Origin of the sequence: Pandoraea fibrosis (genome assembly GCF_000807775.2) — a bacterium.
GTDB lineage: Bacteria > Pseudomonadota > Gammaproteobacteria > Burkholderiales > Burkholderiaceae > Pandoraea > Pandoraea fibrosis.
Map to the genome: position 1 here is coordinate 3,089,713 of NZ_CP047385.1, position 16,096 is coordinate 3,105,808.

General features: G+C 63.0%; 11 protein-coding genes. 10 read left to right on the top strand and 1 reads right to left on the bottom strand.

Features of this window, described 5'->3' with window-relative positions:
• Positions 1–38 precede the first annotated feature (38 nt).
• From PI93_RS13705 to PI93_RS13750, 10 genes are all read left to right on the top strand, one after another.
• On the top strand, positions 39–1,376 hold the full coding sequence (locus tag PI93_RS13705; protein WP_039374044.1) for an AAA family ATPase: 1,338 nt from the start codon (positions 39–41) through the stop codon (positions 1,374–1,376).
• Position 1,377: 1 nt separating this feature from the next.
• Positions 1,378–2,745 (top strand): CpaF family protein, encoded by a 1,368-nt coding sequence (locus PI93_RS13710; RefSeq protein ID WP_080759389.1) that lies wholly within the window; start codon positions 1,378–1,380, stop codon positions 2,743–2,745.
• Positions 2,742–3,665: a type II secretion system F family protein gene (locus tag PI93_RS13715; protein WP_039374043.1), complete on the top strand. Its 924-nt coding sequence runs from the start codon at positions 2,742–2,744 to the stop codon at positions 3,663–3,665. The genes PI93_RS13710 and PI93_RS13715 overlap by 4 nt, the downstream gene beginning before the upstream one ends.
• A 19-nt stretch (positions 3,666–3,684) precedes the next feature.
• Positions 3,685–4,728 carry a type II secretion system F family protein gene (locus tag PI93_RS13720; RefSeq protein ID WP_236105571.1) on the top strand — a complete coding sequence of 348 codons (1,044 nt, stop codon included), beginning with the start codon at positions 3,685–3,687 and terminating at the stop codon, positions 4,726–4,728.
• 2 nt (positions 4,729–4,730) lie between these two features.
• Positions 4,731–5,873 carry a tetratricopeptide repeat protein gene (locus PI93_RS13725; protein ID WP_052240958.1) on the top strand — a complete coding sequence of 381 codons (1,143 nt, stop codon included), beginning with the start codon at positions 4,731–4,733 and terminating at the stop codon, positions 5,871–5,873.
• Between the two features lie 56 nt (positions 5,874–5,929).
• Entirely contained in the window at positions 5,930–6,544 is a 615-nt protein-coding gene (locus PI93_RS24720) for a DUF3613 domain-containing protein (RefSeq protein ID WP_158453274.1), read from the top strand.
• A gap of 102 nt (positions 6,545–6,646) precedes the next feature.
• Entirely contained in the window at positions 6,647–8,653 is a 2,007-nt protein-coding gene (locus PI93_RS13735) for a pilus assembly protein TadG-related protein (RefSeq protein WP_039374041.1), read from the top strand.
• 108 nt (positions 8,654–8,761) lie between these two features.
• Positions 8,762–10,159 (top strand): sigma 54-interacting transcriptional regulator, encoded by a 1,398-nt coding sequence (locus PI93_RS13740; RefSeq protein ID WP_039374040.1) that lies wholly within the window; start codon positions 8,762–8,764, stop codon positions 10,157–10,159.
• A gap of 325 nt (positions 10,160–10,484) precedes the next feature.
• On the top strand, positions 10,485–11,213 hold the full coding sequence (locus PI93_RS13745) for a DUF2968 domain-containing protein (RefSeq protein WP_080759387.1): 729 nt from the start codon (positions 10,485–10,487) through the stop codon (positions 11,211–11,213).
• A gap of 435 nt (positions 11,214–11,648) precedes the next feature.
• The gene (locus PI93_RS13750) at positions 11,649–13,541 is read left to right on the top strand and encodes a potassium transporter Kup (protein WP_039374039.1); all 1,893 of its coding nucleotides are present in this window, start codon (positions 11,649–11,651) and stop codon (positions 13,539–13,541) included.
• Between the two features lie 181 nt (positions 13,542–13,722).
• Here PI93_RS13750 and PI93_RS13755 read toward each other — a convergent pair whose 3' ends face one another.
• Positions 13,723–16,065: a Tex family protein gene (locus PI93_RS13755; RefSeq protein ID WP_039374037.1), complete on the bottom strand. Its 2,343-nt coding sequence runs from the start codon at positions 16,063–16,065 to the stop codon at positions 13,723–13,725.
• Between the last annotated feature and the right edge of the window lie 31 nt (positions 16,066–16,096).

Sequence of the window (16,096 nt, forward strand, 5' to 3'; positions counted from 1 at the left end):
CAGCGAGAGCCGGGGACAGGGCAGTAAGGAGTGCACAAATGAACGCACCGACGCGAATACTGGACACCATGACAGAGTTGCATCGCTTCCTTTTTTGCAGTGCGCATGCCGGCCACGGGCAGTGGCTTTCGGCGGCGCTGCGCGAAGAGGGGGTTGTGCTCCAGGAGGCTGGCCGTCCGGCGCAATTGCAGCAGCGCATCGGCGATCTCGACCCGCAGGTCGTGCTGCTCGATTTCTCCGGCGAGCCGACAGGGCACGCGGAGGACAGCCCCGACGGCGGCATCGCTGCGGCCACCGAACTTGCGCACATGCTCAAGCGCGTGGCGCCCAAGCTACCTCTGGTGGCCGTGGGCTCGATGGTGCGCGCCGACGGCATGAAAGCGGCCATTCGCGCCGGCGTGCACGATTTCATCGACATGCATTCGACGCACGAGGAGGCGCTCGACGTCATCCGCCGGGTGGTCGAACACACGCCCACCGCCAACGTTGCATCACCGCAGCGGCATGGCCGTTTCGTGGTGCTGCTCGGTGCTCGGATCGGAGTCGGGTGCAGCACGCTCGCGGCACATCTCTCGCAACTCGGGCAGGAGCTGTCCGTAGGGGGACATCCCGAGAAGACGGTCAAGGCTCCGAAGGCGCCGAACAACAAAGACGACAAATTCGATTCGTCGCTCCTCGGTCACGTCGCGCTGCTCGATCTCGGTTTGCCCTCGGGCGATGGCCTGTTGTATCTCAACACGCAGAGCCAGTTCAGTTTTGCCGAGGCGGTGCAGAACCTGCGGCGTTTCGACGAGACGCTCGTGCATACCGCTGTCTCGCACGCGCCCAGCGGCCTGGCGGTGCTTCCGCTACCGCTCGATCTCGGCGACATGCGCAGCGTGGCGGCGGCCGACGCGTTGGCGCTGACCGACCGTCTGCGCGCGTTCTTCGATCTGATCGTGGCAGATCTCGGCGGCTTCTCGAATCCGGCGTTCGTGGCGAGCCTCGTGCGTGCGGCCGACGAAGTCTGGCTTGTAGTCGACCAGAGCGTGGGGGCAATCGTCTCGCTCGCGTCGTTGCTGCGCGATCTCGAAGAGAAGAGCGTCGAGCGCGACCATCTGCATCTCGTGCTCAATCGTTACGATCCCCGTTATGGCATGGCCGCCGATCAGATTGCCAAGCGATTCGACGTGCCGCTGCTCGCCACGTTGCCCGATCGTCCGCTGGCGATGCTCTCCGCGACCAATCAGGGCAAATTGATTCTCGATACCGCGCGCAGCGACCCGTATGTGCGCGCGTTGCAACCGCTTGCCGAACGGCTGCTCTCGGCGCAACACGCCGGCGCGGCGCAACGTCAGTCCTCGGGCTGGCTGGGCCGATTCATGGGAAAGCATTGATATGACCGACTCCATCGAATTTGCCGACGACAAGCGCGCGTTTGCCAATTCGCAGCAATTCCAGGACATCAAGACCGCTGCGCACGAACACCTGCTCGCGCGGATCGAGGAACTCGGCGCCGAGTTCGGACGTTGGAGCCGTAGCGCGATTCAGCAGTTCGTCGATCTGGAGATGGACGGCTTCGTGCGGCTGCGTCGCATTCCGATCAACGAATCGGAGCTGCGCCAGATCTCGGATGCCCTCACGAAAGAACTCGCCGGTTTCGGCCCCATCGAAGATCTGCTCGCAGACGCGGCGGTGGAAGACATTCTGATCAACGGCTACAACGACGTCTACGTTTCGCGCCACGGGGTGCTGGCCCGCGAGGCATTGCGTTTCTCGGACAATCAGCATCTGCTGCGCATCGTGCGCCGCATTCTCGCCCCCATCGGCCGGCGTCTGGACGAGTCGAATCCGATGGTGGACGCGCGTCTGCCCGACGGCGGGCGTCTTAACGTCGTCATCGAGCCGCTCGCGGTGGACGGGCCGGTCGTCTCGATTCGTAAGTTTCGCAAGGACCCGCTCAAGCCGTCCGACCTGCTCGCGCTCGGCAGCTTCAACGAGGAGATTTACGGTCTGCTCGAAGCGGCGGTGCGCTCGCGTTGCAACATTCTCGTCTCCGGCGGGACCAGCTCGGGCAAGACGTCGCTGCTCAATGCGCTGGCCAGCTTCATTCCGGCGACCGAGCGCGTGGTGACGGTCGAAGACACCGCGGAACTCTCGCTCAATCACCCGCATGTGGTGCGGCTCGAGTCGCGTCAGGGCGGCTTCGACGGCTCGGGGGAAGTGACGATTCGCGATCTGATTCGCAACAGCTTGCGGATGCGTCCCGACCGGATCATCGTGGGCGAAGTGCGCGGCTCGGAAGTGCTGGAAATGATGCAGGCGATGAATACGGGCCATGAAGGATCGATGGCGACGATTCACGCCAATTCGCCGCGCGAGTGTCTCTATCGTCTCGAGATGCTGGCGGGCTTTGCCGGCTTCCAGGGCAGCGAAAGCAGCCTGCGCCGGCAGATCACCAGCGCGCTCGATTTCATCGTGCAGATTGGCCGGCTGTCGAGCGGACGCCGGCGCATCCTGTCCATTACCGAAGTCACCGGCGTGTCGGATACGGTCATCTCCACGCAGGAGCTCTTCCGTCACGAATCGGTCGTCGGCCCCGACGGCGAAGAGAAAGATCGCTGGATCTCGCTGGGCATTTCGCCGCACTCGCCGAAGTTGCAGCGATACAAAGAGCAAACGCGCAATGCGGCGGCCGCCGCGCAGGCCCAGAACAATCCGCCGCCGGACTCGGGCGGTGGCGGCTTCTTCGGACGCCGGCGATGAATCCCGTCGTGCTGTGGGTCATCTGCATCGCACTGCTGCTGATCGCGGCAGGGCTGGAGCTATGGCGCCGCACGCAAAAGCGGGTGAGAGATCAGGCGACGAGCGCGTTTCTCGAACGGCAACTCGCGAACAATGCGCCGCGATTCGCTGCCAGCGAAGGGGCCGTTTCCCGCACGCCGCGTCGCAAATCGTTGCCGTGGGAGTTCTTCTTCGAGCGCGCCGGCGTCAAGCCCGATCCGACGTTCTATACGTTGCTCATTGCGCCAGGGGTGTTGCTGGTGTTTGTGTTCTGGGTCTGGCAGGGGCCGTTCTCGGCCATCGTCATTCTGGCGCTGTATGTCATCGGGAATGTGTTGCGTTACTGGTTCAAGGCGGCTCGCCGCCATCGTGACATCGTGCGTCAGCTACCGGTGTTTCTCGATGGCATGGTGCGCATGCTGACGGTCGGCAACAGTTTGCCGGCCGCGTTCCAGACGGCCTCCACGAACGCCGATATGCCACTGCGCGAATTGCTCGAGCGGGCAGTGCGACAGGTGCAGGCCGGGGTGGATCTGGACGTGGCGCTCAAGCAGATTGCGCGCGTGTATCAGGTCGAGGAGATTTATCTGTTCGCGTCCGTGGTCGATCTGTCGACTCGCTTCGGCGGGCGCGCCGATCAGATCCTGTCGCGCATGGCGGGCTTCATGCGCGATCGCGAGCAGGCACAAGCCGAGCTGTACGCGTTGTCGTCCGAGACCCGTCTGTCGGCATGGGTGCTGGCCGCGCTGCCGATCATCGTGAGTGCCGTGCTGATGTTGCTGAATCCGAAATTCTTCGAGCCGATGTTTCAGGAGCCTTCCGGTCTGAAGCTGTTGGGCATCGGTCTGGGTCTGGAAGTGTTTGGTGGCTTCGTGTTGTACCGGTTGGCGAAGTCGCTGTGAGCGCGAGGGATCTAACGAGATGAACCTGACGTCGCTGTCGTCCTTGATGTCGTCTGAACCGCATCTGTGGATGATGTTGGGCCTGCTGATGGTTGCGGCCGGATTGCTGCTGGGCGCGTCGGCCATTTTGCTGCGCGCGGTGCGGCAGGGACGTAGCGAACGCATGATCGATCAGGTGCTGGCAAACCGTCAGCAACAGGCGCTGGCGGCGTTGCGTGCCGCGACGGCTTCGGGCGGATTGCGTGCGCAGGGCGATGACGAAGGCGCGCAGACGATCGACGGTGGGCAGCGGGGGTGGCGCTCGCTCATCGACCGCGCGTCGGCACTTGGCAAGCAGTGGTCGGAGACGCGCCTCGGGCAGCATCTGATCGCCGCCGAAGATCGGTTGTTACTCGCGCAATGTGGTTACGACAGCGTGCGGGCCAAATCGCTCTTTCTGTTCGCCCGGGTGGCGCTGGCCGTGACGCTGCCGTTGCTTGTCTGGCTGTGGTTTCCCGGGGGCGGCGGCCTTGGCACGATTTTGCGTTTGATCGGCGCGGCCGGAGCCGGGCTGCTCGCCCCGAAGTTCTACGTGCAGCGCAAGGCAGGACAGCGCCGTCGCGATCTGGTCGAGGAACTGCCGCTGCTCATCGATTTGCTGCGCTTGTTGCAAGGCGTGGGGCTGTCGATGGATCAAAGCTTGTACGTGGTGGTTTCCGACTTCCGCGAGGTGCTGCCGATTCTGTCCAAGGAGTTCGAGAACGCCAACCGCCAGCACGCCTCGGGGCGCGGGCGCGAGGCATCGATGGGCCGGCTGCGCGAAGTCTACGACAACGACGATCTGCGCGCGCTGGTCCGCCTGATCGTGCAGGTCGAGCAACACGGCGGTGCGGTACAGGAACCGCTGCAACAGTTCAGTGACCGTCTGCGCGAGCAACGCCGCCAGACGATGAAAGAGCGCATCGGCAAGCTCACCGTGAAGATGACGTTGGCGATGATGCTGACCCTCCTGCCTGCACTGATGCTGGTGGTTGCAGGCCCGGCGATTCTGTCGCTGACCAAATCGATGGAGGCCATGCAGTGACTATGCCAATTCCGACACCGCTGCACTCGGGCACTGTGGCGATGACTGGTGTCCGACACGACCACAAGACCGGACGCGCGATTCGCGTGATGACGGGCTCGTTCATCGCTGCACTGTGCGCGGCAACGCTCGCCGGATGCGGTGGGCCGCGCATTGGCGGATATGGTGCGCCCTCGGCTGCCGCGCTGATGCAGGCGCAGCAGAACGACGAGGAGAAGGCCAAGGCCGCCAAGCCGGACTCGCGTGAGCTGTATCTGTCGATGATTCGTCAGATGCAGGAGCAGGGCTCGTATTTTGCGTCGCTCGCGCACATCGAACAGTTCCGTATTCAGTACGGCAGCGCTCCGGATATCGACATTCTGCGAGCCGATGCCCTGCGCGAGACCGGGCAACCTGAAGCTGCCGAGCAGGCGTACCGCACGTTGCTGAGCGGTAACGAAGCCGCTGCGGCGTGGCATGGACTCGGGCTGGTAGCGGCGCAGCGCAAGGATTACGCGGCGGCGGCGCAGTCGTTGCGCGAAGCGGTGTCGCGCGCGCCGACGGAGGCCTTCTATCTGAGCGATCTCGGCTTCGCGCTGTTGAACAACGGCGATACCGGCGCGGCACGCGTGCCGCTGGCGCAGGCGGCCGAGTTGCGGCCCGACAGCCGCAAGGTGCTCAGCAATCTGGCGGTGTACCTCGTGGTAACGGGCGAGCGCTCGCGTGCCGACGACATGATGATGCGCGCGAAGATGCCGCAGGCCACGCGCGACGCGATCGACAAGCTCGCCGCCGATATCAGCGCGCAGGTGAAAGCCCGTCGGGCGGCTGCGAGTGCCACCGCCGCACGTGCCGCTGCGCAAGCCGCAGCGACGATTGCACCCCCGATGGGGGTATCGACGTCGTCGGCGACTTCGCCTACCGTGTTGCCATCCGCTTCGTCGTCAGCGTCGCCTGTGCAGGGCGGGGCGGGAAGCCTCGGTGGGACTGGCGCTATCGATGGCCCCGTGGTTGTGCGTCTGACCTCGGGCAGCGATTCGGGCACGGGACAAACCAAAACGCAGGGCAAGGCCACAACGACGGACGCCAAGCTGGCGCGTGCCGGAGATGCGACGCGCAGCGACATGCCGACGTCGATGCTCGATCGCTTTGGTCATTCCCAATGAAGCCATGAAGCTGTGAGGCAGTGCTTTCTCCATTCATGCACGGCGCAGAACATCAGATGCAAGTCACGCAATATCAGGGAGACGCGATGATGGCAGTCCAGAAATTACAAGGAAAGTCGGGCTCCCGGCCGCTGCGGGTGGCGCAGCTTACCGTCGCGGCAATTGGGCTTTTGGCAGGCGTGGCCGTCGCGCAAAGCAACGCGCCGATCACCGGTTCGATGGGCAGTGCGGACGCCCGAAACGTGGCGGCCCCGGTGCAGGCGCAAGCCACTCCCGTGGTGCAGCAGATGCCTGCTGCCGGCGATGCCGGGCAGGCACAGGTAGCGCAGACCGCGCCGGCGGCACAACAATCACAAGCGAAATATGTGCCGCAAAACGTGGTTCGTCGAACTACGCCGCTGCGCGTCGGCGAGCATGCTCGCGACGGCATGCTGGGCGACGAGACCGAAGGATTGCTCGCGCTGCAAGCCAGCAATCTCGCTGCCGGACCGGGTTTGCCGATGCTGGGGTCGACCGCCTCGCGTGCCTACAAACGCTATCTGGATAGCTTCAGTTATCCGATTCCCCAGTTCTATCCGACGATGATTCAGAGCGACAGCGGAAGCGGCGGGGGGGCTGGCGGTGGCGGCGGTGCTGCGCCGGCAGCGACGGGGGCTGGCGCGAGCCAGTGAGGCGTCATGACATCGCGTGCGCGTGTGCGCCAAATGGATCGCTCAACGCCTTCAATGCCTGAAACGCCTCCCGGCGGGCGGCAGCGTGGATCTGTGCCGGTCATGTCGCTCATCTTCGTGATCGTGGTGCTGATCCTCGCGTTTGCCCTCGACGCAGGCAACGCATTCATGCAGCGCCGCAATTTGCAGCGCGCCGCAGATATGGCAGCACTCGCGGGCGCGCAAACGCTTCCGGGCTGCGCCAACACCACGTCGTTCGCCGCAGTAGCGTTGGCGAATGCGAACGCGAATATCAATGCGCCGACGCTGAAAGTGTCGTCGGCATGCGGCGTATGGACGTCGCCCGCCGCTAACGCGACCGGCCCGGGTACGTTCGTTGCCTCTACGCCGGGCAATGCGGCGAGCGGTAACGCCGTGTCGGTCACGCTGTCGCTGGACGTGCCGTCGTTCTTTGATATTGTCGGCACCCGCACGATCACCGCTAACGCTATTGCTCGCAAGGCTCCCCCAGTGGTGACGTTCACGGTCGATTCGGGGCTGCTCGCGCTTAACGCCAGTAATTCGCTCCTTGCCCCGTTGCTAACCCAAGTTGGACTTACGCCGACGGTTTATGTCGGTGCAGCTCAAAAGCTGGTCGGGGTCAATATCACGCCGATGGGGTTGCTTCAGGCACTCGGGATCGGCGTGACAGGGGACATCGACGTCGGGACGCTATCGGGATTGGTCAATGCGAAGAGCCTCAAAATTAGCGATTTGCTCCAAGTCACGAGAACCGCACTGGCGACGCAGAATGGTGCCCTTTCTTCATCGGTATCGGCTTTGGATGGTTTGATCAGCGTGATGGCGGGAGGGACAGGCAGTGTGATGTCATTGCCTGTCAAATTATTCGGGACCGCGACGACGCCGGGTATTTTGGCCAATATTGATATGGCGGGTGTGAGTGCCGCGAATGCGCTTACGGCAAACGTTGGCGTGGGTGATTTGATTACCGCTGCGATCATTGGGGGCAACGGAACAAACGCGATCAGTATTCCGTCACTTTCAATTCTTGGCGGCACGGTGTCCGCCACCGCCAACGTGATTTCACCGCCTCAAATCGGTATCGGCGGTGTGGGGGCTCAGGCTACCTCTGCGCAAGTTCGCCTGGTTCTCGGCGTGAACACTACGGGAAGCCTGCTGGGCGGGATCTTGAGCGGGCTGAACACTTCGCTGTCGCTACCCCTGACACTGGAAGTCGCGCAGTCTACTGCAAAGGTTACAGCGCTCCAATGCGGTGCGGTTCCGTCCGCAACACTGACGGCAACGTCGGGGCTGGTGAATGTCTGCGTCGGTGAAGATCCCTCCGGAGCGACAGTTACCACGAGCACTAACAGTTGCACGACTGTTTTGACTCAGCGGACAAAGATCGCGCACTTGCTTGGACTGATCGACGTGAAGGCAAATGTCAATCTGTCGCTTGGAACTAACGCCGCCGGACCTCAACTGTTCTCCGGGCCGTTTCCACAGGTGTGGGGGCCGGTAGGAACGAGTGTGAATTTGAGTCAGATCGTGGGCGCGTTGCTGACCGGTTTGACGCTGGACGTCAGTGCTTCGGGGGCTGCTGCTACAGGAGACATCGGGTCGGGACTGGCAGGCAATGTTCCTGCGGCATTGGCTGGCAGTACGATCTCGACCGTCAATTCCTTCCTCAGTCAGGCGGCTAATGGCGTAAAGGGCTTGACAACCGGGTTGACGGCAACCCTCGGCGGGGTGCTGGCGCTCAACTTACCTCAGGTGGCCGGCGGCGTTACTGGTCTTCTTACGGGCCTGGGGAATACGTTAAACGGTATTGTGACCGGCCTGCTCGGTGGCGTTTCCGATTTCGTATGCAACTTGATGGGGAGCGGGGCGCAAAGCTGCCGAGCTTCAGCCATAGGCGGCTCCATCAGCACCAGTAATGTCTCCCCTGTACTCGGCAGCATTCTGTACACCTTGCTCAACCCGTTGCTCACACCGCTCAGCAACCTGTTGAACACGCTGCTCTCGTCGCTGGGGATCACCCTCGGCATGACGACGGTAACGGTAGACAGCATCGACTGCCAGAACGGCCTCGTACAACTCGTGCAGTAGCGAGGCCCCGCACGACGGGGCCACATCCGGAGCGCAAACGTAGCAAGACTGAAACATTGAACTTCACCATGACGACCGCAGAGTGCAGTCGTCGACCAGCGGACCAGCATGAAAAGCAAGCCAGTACGTGAAGATCTCGACGTGTACGTGTGGGAAGGCAAGTCGGACATTGCCGACCGTGTGGCGCATTGCCTTGCGAGCTTCGATATGGAAGTCATTCGCGCCGACGGCATGGACCTGTCGCGCGAGCGTACCAAGACGCGGCCGTCCATCGCGGTGGTCAGCGTATCGGTGATCGAAGGCGCGTCGACCAATGCGCAGGAATGGCAACTGGGCCACGGCATGCCCGTGATCTGGGTCGCGACCACGCCGCGCGAGAACGATCCGCGCGTCTATCCGCCCGAATACAGCAACATCCTCACGCTCGACTTCTCCGGCGCGGAACTGCGCACGCTCATCTTCAAGCTCTCGGGCGCCATCGCCGAAGCCGACCGTGCACCGGCACCGGCCGACCCGCTCGTCGCCCAGTCGAGCGCGATGCTCGGGCTGCTCGCCGAAGTGGACGCCTTCGCCGACTGCGATTCGAACGTCCTCATCCACGGCGAGACCGGCGTGGGCAAGGAGCGCATCGCCCGGTTGCTGCACGACAAACAGAGTCATTACGGGCAGGGGCCTTTCGTTGCCGTGAACTGCGGCGCGATTCCCGACGGGCTGTTCGAGTCCCATTTCTTCGGTCATGCCAAAGGGGCCTTCACCGGCGCCCTGTATTCGCACAAGGGCTATTTCGAGCAGGCCAACGACGGCACGCTCTTTCTCGACGAAATTGGCGACCTGCCGCTGTACCAGCAGGTCAAGCTGTTGCGGGTGCTCGAAGACAGCGCCGTGACGCGTCTCGGGTCGGCGCAGCCGGTGAAGCTCGATTTCCGGCTGGTCGCGGCGACCAACAAGAACCTCAAGACGATGGTGCGCGACGAACTGTTCCGTGCCGATCTGTTCTATCGGCTCGCCGTGATCGAGCTGCATATTCCAAGCCTCGAAGAGCGCGGCCCCGTCGATAAGCTGGCTGTCTTCACGGCTTACCTCGGGAAGGTCGTGGGCGACAGCGAGGTGGGCGCCCAGGTGCCGCCATGGCTGCGCGAACTCGTCGAGGGCGGGGTGTTTCCCGGCAATGTTCGCGAGATGCGCAATATCGCCGAGCGCGTGGGCATCATCTACCGCCAGTTGGGCGGCTGGGACGAACGGCGCATCCGCCCGATCTTCGACGCCCTGGCCATCGGCACGGTCGTTCGCAGCGACGATCCGTCACGCGGCGGGGCGCTTACCGATCGCGCCCGTTGGGACGCGACCGAGCGCGCCCGCATCGTCACGGCGCTCGACGCGAATGGCTGGCGGCGTCAGGACACGGCCAACGCCTTGGGCATCAGCCGCAAGGTGCTCTGGGAGAAAATGCGCAAGTATCAGATCCTCGGCAACGACTCGGAACTGGCCAACGAATACGAAGCGTGAACCGATCCCCGTCTTTCGCGTGGGCAACGGCTTGATTTTCGTTGGCATGACGGGATTTGTCTGACAAGAGGGTTCCACCCGGAGGAACTCTCATGGACCCCGTAGTTGCGCGGTGTCAACAGATGAAATCGGGCGGACACAATTGCGCATTCCCTGCTTGGAAGAGCGCGTCGCAATGGATAGAATTGTCGGCTATTGCGGGCATGCGGTTATCATTCCACAAATACGCAGGTCTCAGATCCTCGGGACGGAGTCCGGGGTGGCGATTGAATGCGACGAATAAGGGTCGTGAAACGATCCGGTCGATAACAGGAAAACAGATCAGATGAAAATCAGTGATTGCCGGGGGCGGTTATGGTTGGGCGTGGGGGTGGCATGCCTGGCAGCCTGGGGAACGTCAGCGGGAGCGGCAGATGCCGTCAGGGATGTCACCGGTGCGACGCCCGCGCAACTCGCGGCTCCGGCAGTGCCTGCGCAATCGGCCGCGGCTCCGGCAACCGCCTCGGGGGCGATTCAGGAACTGCGCGACCGGATCCAGAACAAGGAAGTGACCGAACTCCGCACGACCTACAACGGCCGTTACGGTGCAAGCCTGCTGTTCTATCCGCAGACGATGGGCTACTACGTTGCGCTGTTCCATGAAGGGCAGTTCTGGCGCGTGGTGAAGGTGAACAACGAGAAGAAGGCCGAAGCGCTGTACGGCGACTTCGTCCGCCAGACGCAGGTGCTCGCCGACGTCGAAATTCGTCGCATCAAGCTCGAAGCCCAGAAGGCGATGATGGAGCGTCAGCTTGCCGAGAGCGAAGCGCGCCTGAACGCGGTGCAGAGCGACCTGGCGATCCAGCGTCAGCAGGAGCAGGCACTGGCTCAAAACCAGCAGGCCGTGCGTGAGCAGGCTTCGGCACTGGAAACGGAACGCACCGCCGCGCGCATTCGCCTGACGGACCTGCAAGGCCAGATCCGCTCGCTGGAAGCCGAGCAGAACAGCGCCGATTCGGATCTCGTGCGCTCGGTCAAGGGCACCAGCAACCGCAAGACGACGCGTCGTCATTAAGTGCGTTGCGCGTCGGCCGCCTGTCGGTCGACGTTTCAGAATATGGGAAAGCCGCCTTCATTCGGGCGGCTTTTTTCATGGGCGAGCGATGTGCAGCGTGGCCGGCAACGCCCGTCTGGCGGGGCGGTGCGCAGTTTCGCGCGTGGGCTTACACCCAATCGGCAGGACTGTCGACACGCGATTCGCACAGGATTGGTATATGTCTCGCATTTGCAACTCGAAAGGCGGTGCCGTGCGTAGGCTGCCGTCGCGCGAAGGGGAGGCTAAACCCTTGCTGTGTCGCGCTGGTCATGGGGCTCCGGCCGAATTATCCTAGCGGAGCCTGTCATGTAGAACGTCCGGTACTCAGCAACTGTCCGGACTGGCGAGGGAACCGGCGCCCAGTTAGAATAGCGCCCATTTTGTGCAGCGCAATAAAGCGATTACCCAAACCTTATGACGCAAAACATACGACACGGGCAGCGCCCTCAGGCCATGCCCGCGCTCATGGTGGCGGCCATCGGCGTGGTCTTCGGCGATATCGGCACCAGCCCGCTCTATGCGCTCAAGGAATGCTTCGATCCACAGCACGGCATTCCGTTTAATCCGCAGGCCGTGTTCGGCATCATCTCGCTGCTGTTCTGGGCGTTGGTCATTGTGGTTTCCCTTAAGTACGTGCTGTTCGTGATGCGCGCGGACAACCGTGGCGAGGGGGGCGTGCTCGCGCTCATGGCGCTGAGCCTGCGCAGCGTGCGTGCCGGCAGCCGGTGGGCAACGGTGCTGATGATGCTCGGTATGTTCGGCGCATGCATGTTCTACGGCGATGCGGTGATTACCCCGGCCATCTCGGTGATGTCGGCGGTCGAGGGGCTGGAGATCGCTGCACCGTCGCTATCGCGCTTTGTGCTGCCGATCACGATCGTCATTCTCATCATCCTGTTCTCGATGCAGAAGTCGGGGACGGCCAAGGTGGGCCGTCTCTTCGGGCCGGTGATGGTGACGTGGTTCGTGATTCTGGGCGTGCTAGGTGTGTACAACATCGTTGCCGCGCCGGAGATCATCAAGGCGATCAACCCGTACTACGGCATCCATTTCATTCGCACGCATGCGTTGCAAGCCTATATCGTGCTTGGCTCGGTGTTCCTGGTGCTGACCGGCGCCGAAGCGCTGTATGCCGACATGGGGCACTTCGGGATTCGTCCGATCCGGTTCGCATGGACGGCATTGGTGTTCCCGGCGCTGGCGTTGAATTACTTCGGGCAGGGCGCGCTGCTGCTGACGAACCCGAAGGCCATTGAAAACCCGTTCTTCCTGCTGGCTCCGGACTGGGCGCTGCTGCCGCTGGTGATCGTGGCGACGGCGGCGACGGTGATCGCCTCGCAAGCCGTGATCTCGGGAGCGTTCTCGCTGACCAGTCAGGCCATTCAGCTCGGCTACGTGCCGCGCATGAAGATCCTGCATACGTCGGATCGCGAGATCGGGCAGATCTATATGCCGGTGATCAACTGGTCGCTGCTGCTGGTCATTATCTGGATCGTGCTGGCGTTCAAGTCGTCGAGCAATCTGGCGGCTGCGTATGGTATCGCCGTGACGACGACGATGGTCATCACGACGATCCTTGCCTGCGTGGTCATGGTGAAGGTCTGGAACTGGAACAAGTTCCTGGTGGCGCTGATCATCGCCGGCTTCCTTGTGGTCGACTTCGCGTTCTTCGGCGCGAACCTGATCAAGGTGGAAGAGGGCGGGTGGTTGCCGCTGGCGCTGGGCGCATTCCTGTTCTTCATGCTGATGACGTGGCACAAGGGACGCCAGTTGCTGCGCGAGCGAACGGCGGCCGACGGGATTCCGCTCGGGCCGTTCCTGCAGGGGCTGCTCGCGCATCCGCCGCACCGTGTGGCCGGTACCGCGATTTATCTGACGGGAGGCAACACGCTGGTGCCCGTGAGCCTGCTGCACAACCTCAAGCACAACCGCATCCTGCACGAGCGCACCATCTTCCTGACCTTCCGCACTGTCGATGTGCCGTATGTCGAGGATGCCAACCGTATCGAAGCCAAGGATCACACCGGTGGCCTGTACAGCGTGGTCGCCACCTTCGGTTTCAATGAGACGCCTGATGTGAAGGAGGTATTGCACCTGCTCGAAGAGAAGACGGACATGCACTTCGAGTTGATGGATACGTCGTTCTTCCTGGCGCGTGAGACGGTGGTGCCGACCAAGCTGCCGGGCATGTCGATCTGGCGCGAGCGTCTGTTTGCCTGGATGCACCAGAATGCGGCCAAGCCGACCGATTTCTTCAGCATTCCTGCAAACCGCGTGGTCGAGCTGGGAACGAAGATCGAAATTTGATGGCGGTGCCGCGCCGGTGCGAAGAGGGCGTGGCACGCGATAAGGAAAGCCGGTGGAGCGAAATCTCCACCGGTTTTTTTACGTCCGCCGGGGGCAAAGAAAAGGCCCGCGATCCGAAGATGGCGGGCCTTTGCGTCGCGTTCACTCGCAGCGCGCAAGTCACGCGCCGACGGTGTGTTGCTTACCGCTTGAGCTTGGCAAACGCTGCGGCCATGGCGCTCACCGTTTCCGGTTCGCGCTGACGACCCCCGCCACTACCCCCGCGATGGCCTCCGCCGTTACCGCTGCGCGCACCGCCGCCGCTGCTCGGACGGTCGGAAGCACCCGCCACCGGCAGATCGTCGTTCAGTCGCATGGTGAGCGAGATACGCTGACGTCGCGGATCGACTTCGAGCACCTTGACCTTCACGATATCGCCGGCCTTCACGACTTCGTGCGGGTCTTTGATGAACTTCGTCGACATGGCGGAAACGTGTACCAGGCCGTCCTGATGCACGCCGATATCGATGAACGCGCCGAATGCCGCCACGTTCGTCACCACGCCTTCGAGTTGCATGCCCGGCTTCAGGTCGCTCAGTTTCTCGACACCTTCCTGGAAGGTTGCCGTCTTGAACTCCGGTCGCGGATCGCGGCCCGGCTTCTCGAGTTCGGTCAGGATGTCCTTGACGGTCGGCAGGCCGAAACGTTCGTCAACAAATTCCGTGGCCGAAACGCTGCGCACGACCGAGCCGTTGCCCATGACTTCGCCGATGGTCTTCTTGATCTTCGCCAGAATGCGTTCCACCACCGGGTACGCTTCCGGGTGGACCGACGAGCGATCGAGCGGATTGTCGCCGCCATTCACGCGCAGGAAGCCTGCGGCCTGCTCAAAGGTCTTGTCGCCCAGGCGCGGCACCTTCTTGAGGGATTCGCGGTTCGGGAACGGACCGTTGCTGTCGCGGAAGTCGACGATGTTCTTGGCGAGCGTGCTGTTCAGGCCCGAAACGCGGGCGAGCAGCGGGGCGGATGCCGTGTTGACGTCGACACCGACGGCGTTCACGCAATCCTCGACAACCGCATCGAGCATGCGTGCCAGCTCGCGCTGGTTCACGTCATGCTGATACTGCCCCACGCCAATGGCCTTCGGCTCGATCTTGACGAGTTCGGCCAGCGGATCCTGGAGACGGCGGGCGATAGAGACGGCGCCGCGCAGCGAGACGTCGAGGTCGGGGAATTCCTTTGCCGCAAATTCCGACGCCGAGTACACCGAAGCGCCCGCTTCGGACACCACGATTTTCTGAAGCTTGAGTTCGGGGTGGCGCTTGATCAGTTCGAGGGCGAGCTTGTCGGTCTCGCGCGACGCCGTGCCGTTACCGATACTCACGAGTTCCGCGCCGGTGGCGGCGGCGATCTTCGAGAGTCGCGAGAGCGAGCCGTCCCAATCGCGGCGCGGCTCGTGCGGGTAAATGGTGTCGGTGCCCAGCAGCTTGCCCGTGGGGTCGACCACGGCCACCTTCACGCCGGTGCGCAGGCCCGGGTCCAGACCGATCACGCCCTTCGGGCCGGCCGGCGCGGCGAGCAGCAGCGCCTTGAGATTGCGTGCGAACACGCGAATGGCCTCGTTCTCGGCGCTTTCACGCATCTGCGTGAGCAGTTCGGATTCCAGGTGCGGTTGCACCTTCACGCGCCAGCACCAGCGGCAGACATCCGCCAGCCACTTGTCGGCGGCGCGGTTCTGCTGGCGAATGCCGAAGTGACCGGCGATCACGCCTTCGCACGGATGCGGGACCTGGGCGTCGAGTTCTTCGCCGAGGCCCAGCTTGACCATCAGAATGCCGAGGTTACGGCCACGGAAGAGGGCGAGCGCGCGATGCGACGGCACCGCCGCGATCGGCTCGTCATAGTCGTAGTAATCGCGGAATTTCTCGCCTTCCTCGTTTTGCTTGCCGTCGACGACCTTTGACGACACGACGCCCTGATTCCACAGGTAATCGCGCAGTTTGCCGAGCAACTCGGCGGTTTCGCCGAACTGCTCCGACAGGATGTCGCGGGCGCCATCGAGCGCAGCCTTGATGTCGGCCACGCCTTTCTCGGCGTCGACAAATTTGGCGGCTTCGGTTTGCGGGTCGAGCGTCGGATCGGCGAGCAACGCCTGTGCGAGCGGGTCGAGACCGGCTTCGCGGGCGATCTGCGCGCGCGTGCGGCGCTTCGGCTTGTACGGGAGGTAAAGATCCTCGAGCGTCTGCTTCGTGTCGGCTGCGACGATGGCGGTGCGCAGTTCGTCGGTCAGCTTGCCTTGCTCTTCGATGCTTGCCAGGATCGCCGCACGGCGCTCTTCCAGCTCGCGAAGATAAAGCAGCCGCTCTTCGAGCGTGCGCAACTGCGTGTCATCGAGATTGTCGGTCACTTCCTTACGGTAGCGAGCGATGAAGGGCACGGTGGCGCCTTCGTCCAGCAGTTGCACGGCGGCGGCGACCTGACGCGGCTGCACGCTGAGTTCGTCGGCGATGCGTTGAACGATCTGAAGGGCTACGTTTTGCGTCATGAGTGTTGCGAGTTACCCAAGTGCCAGGAGC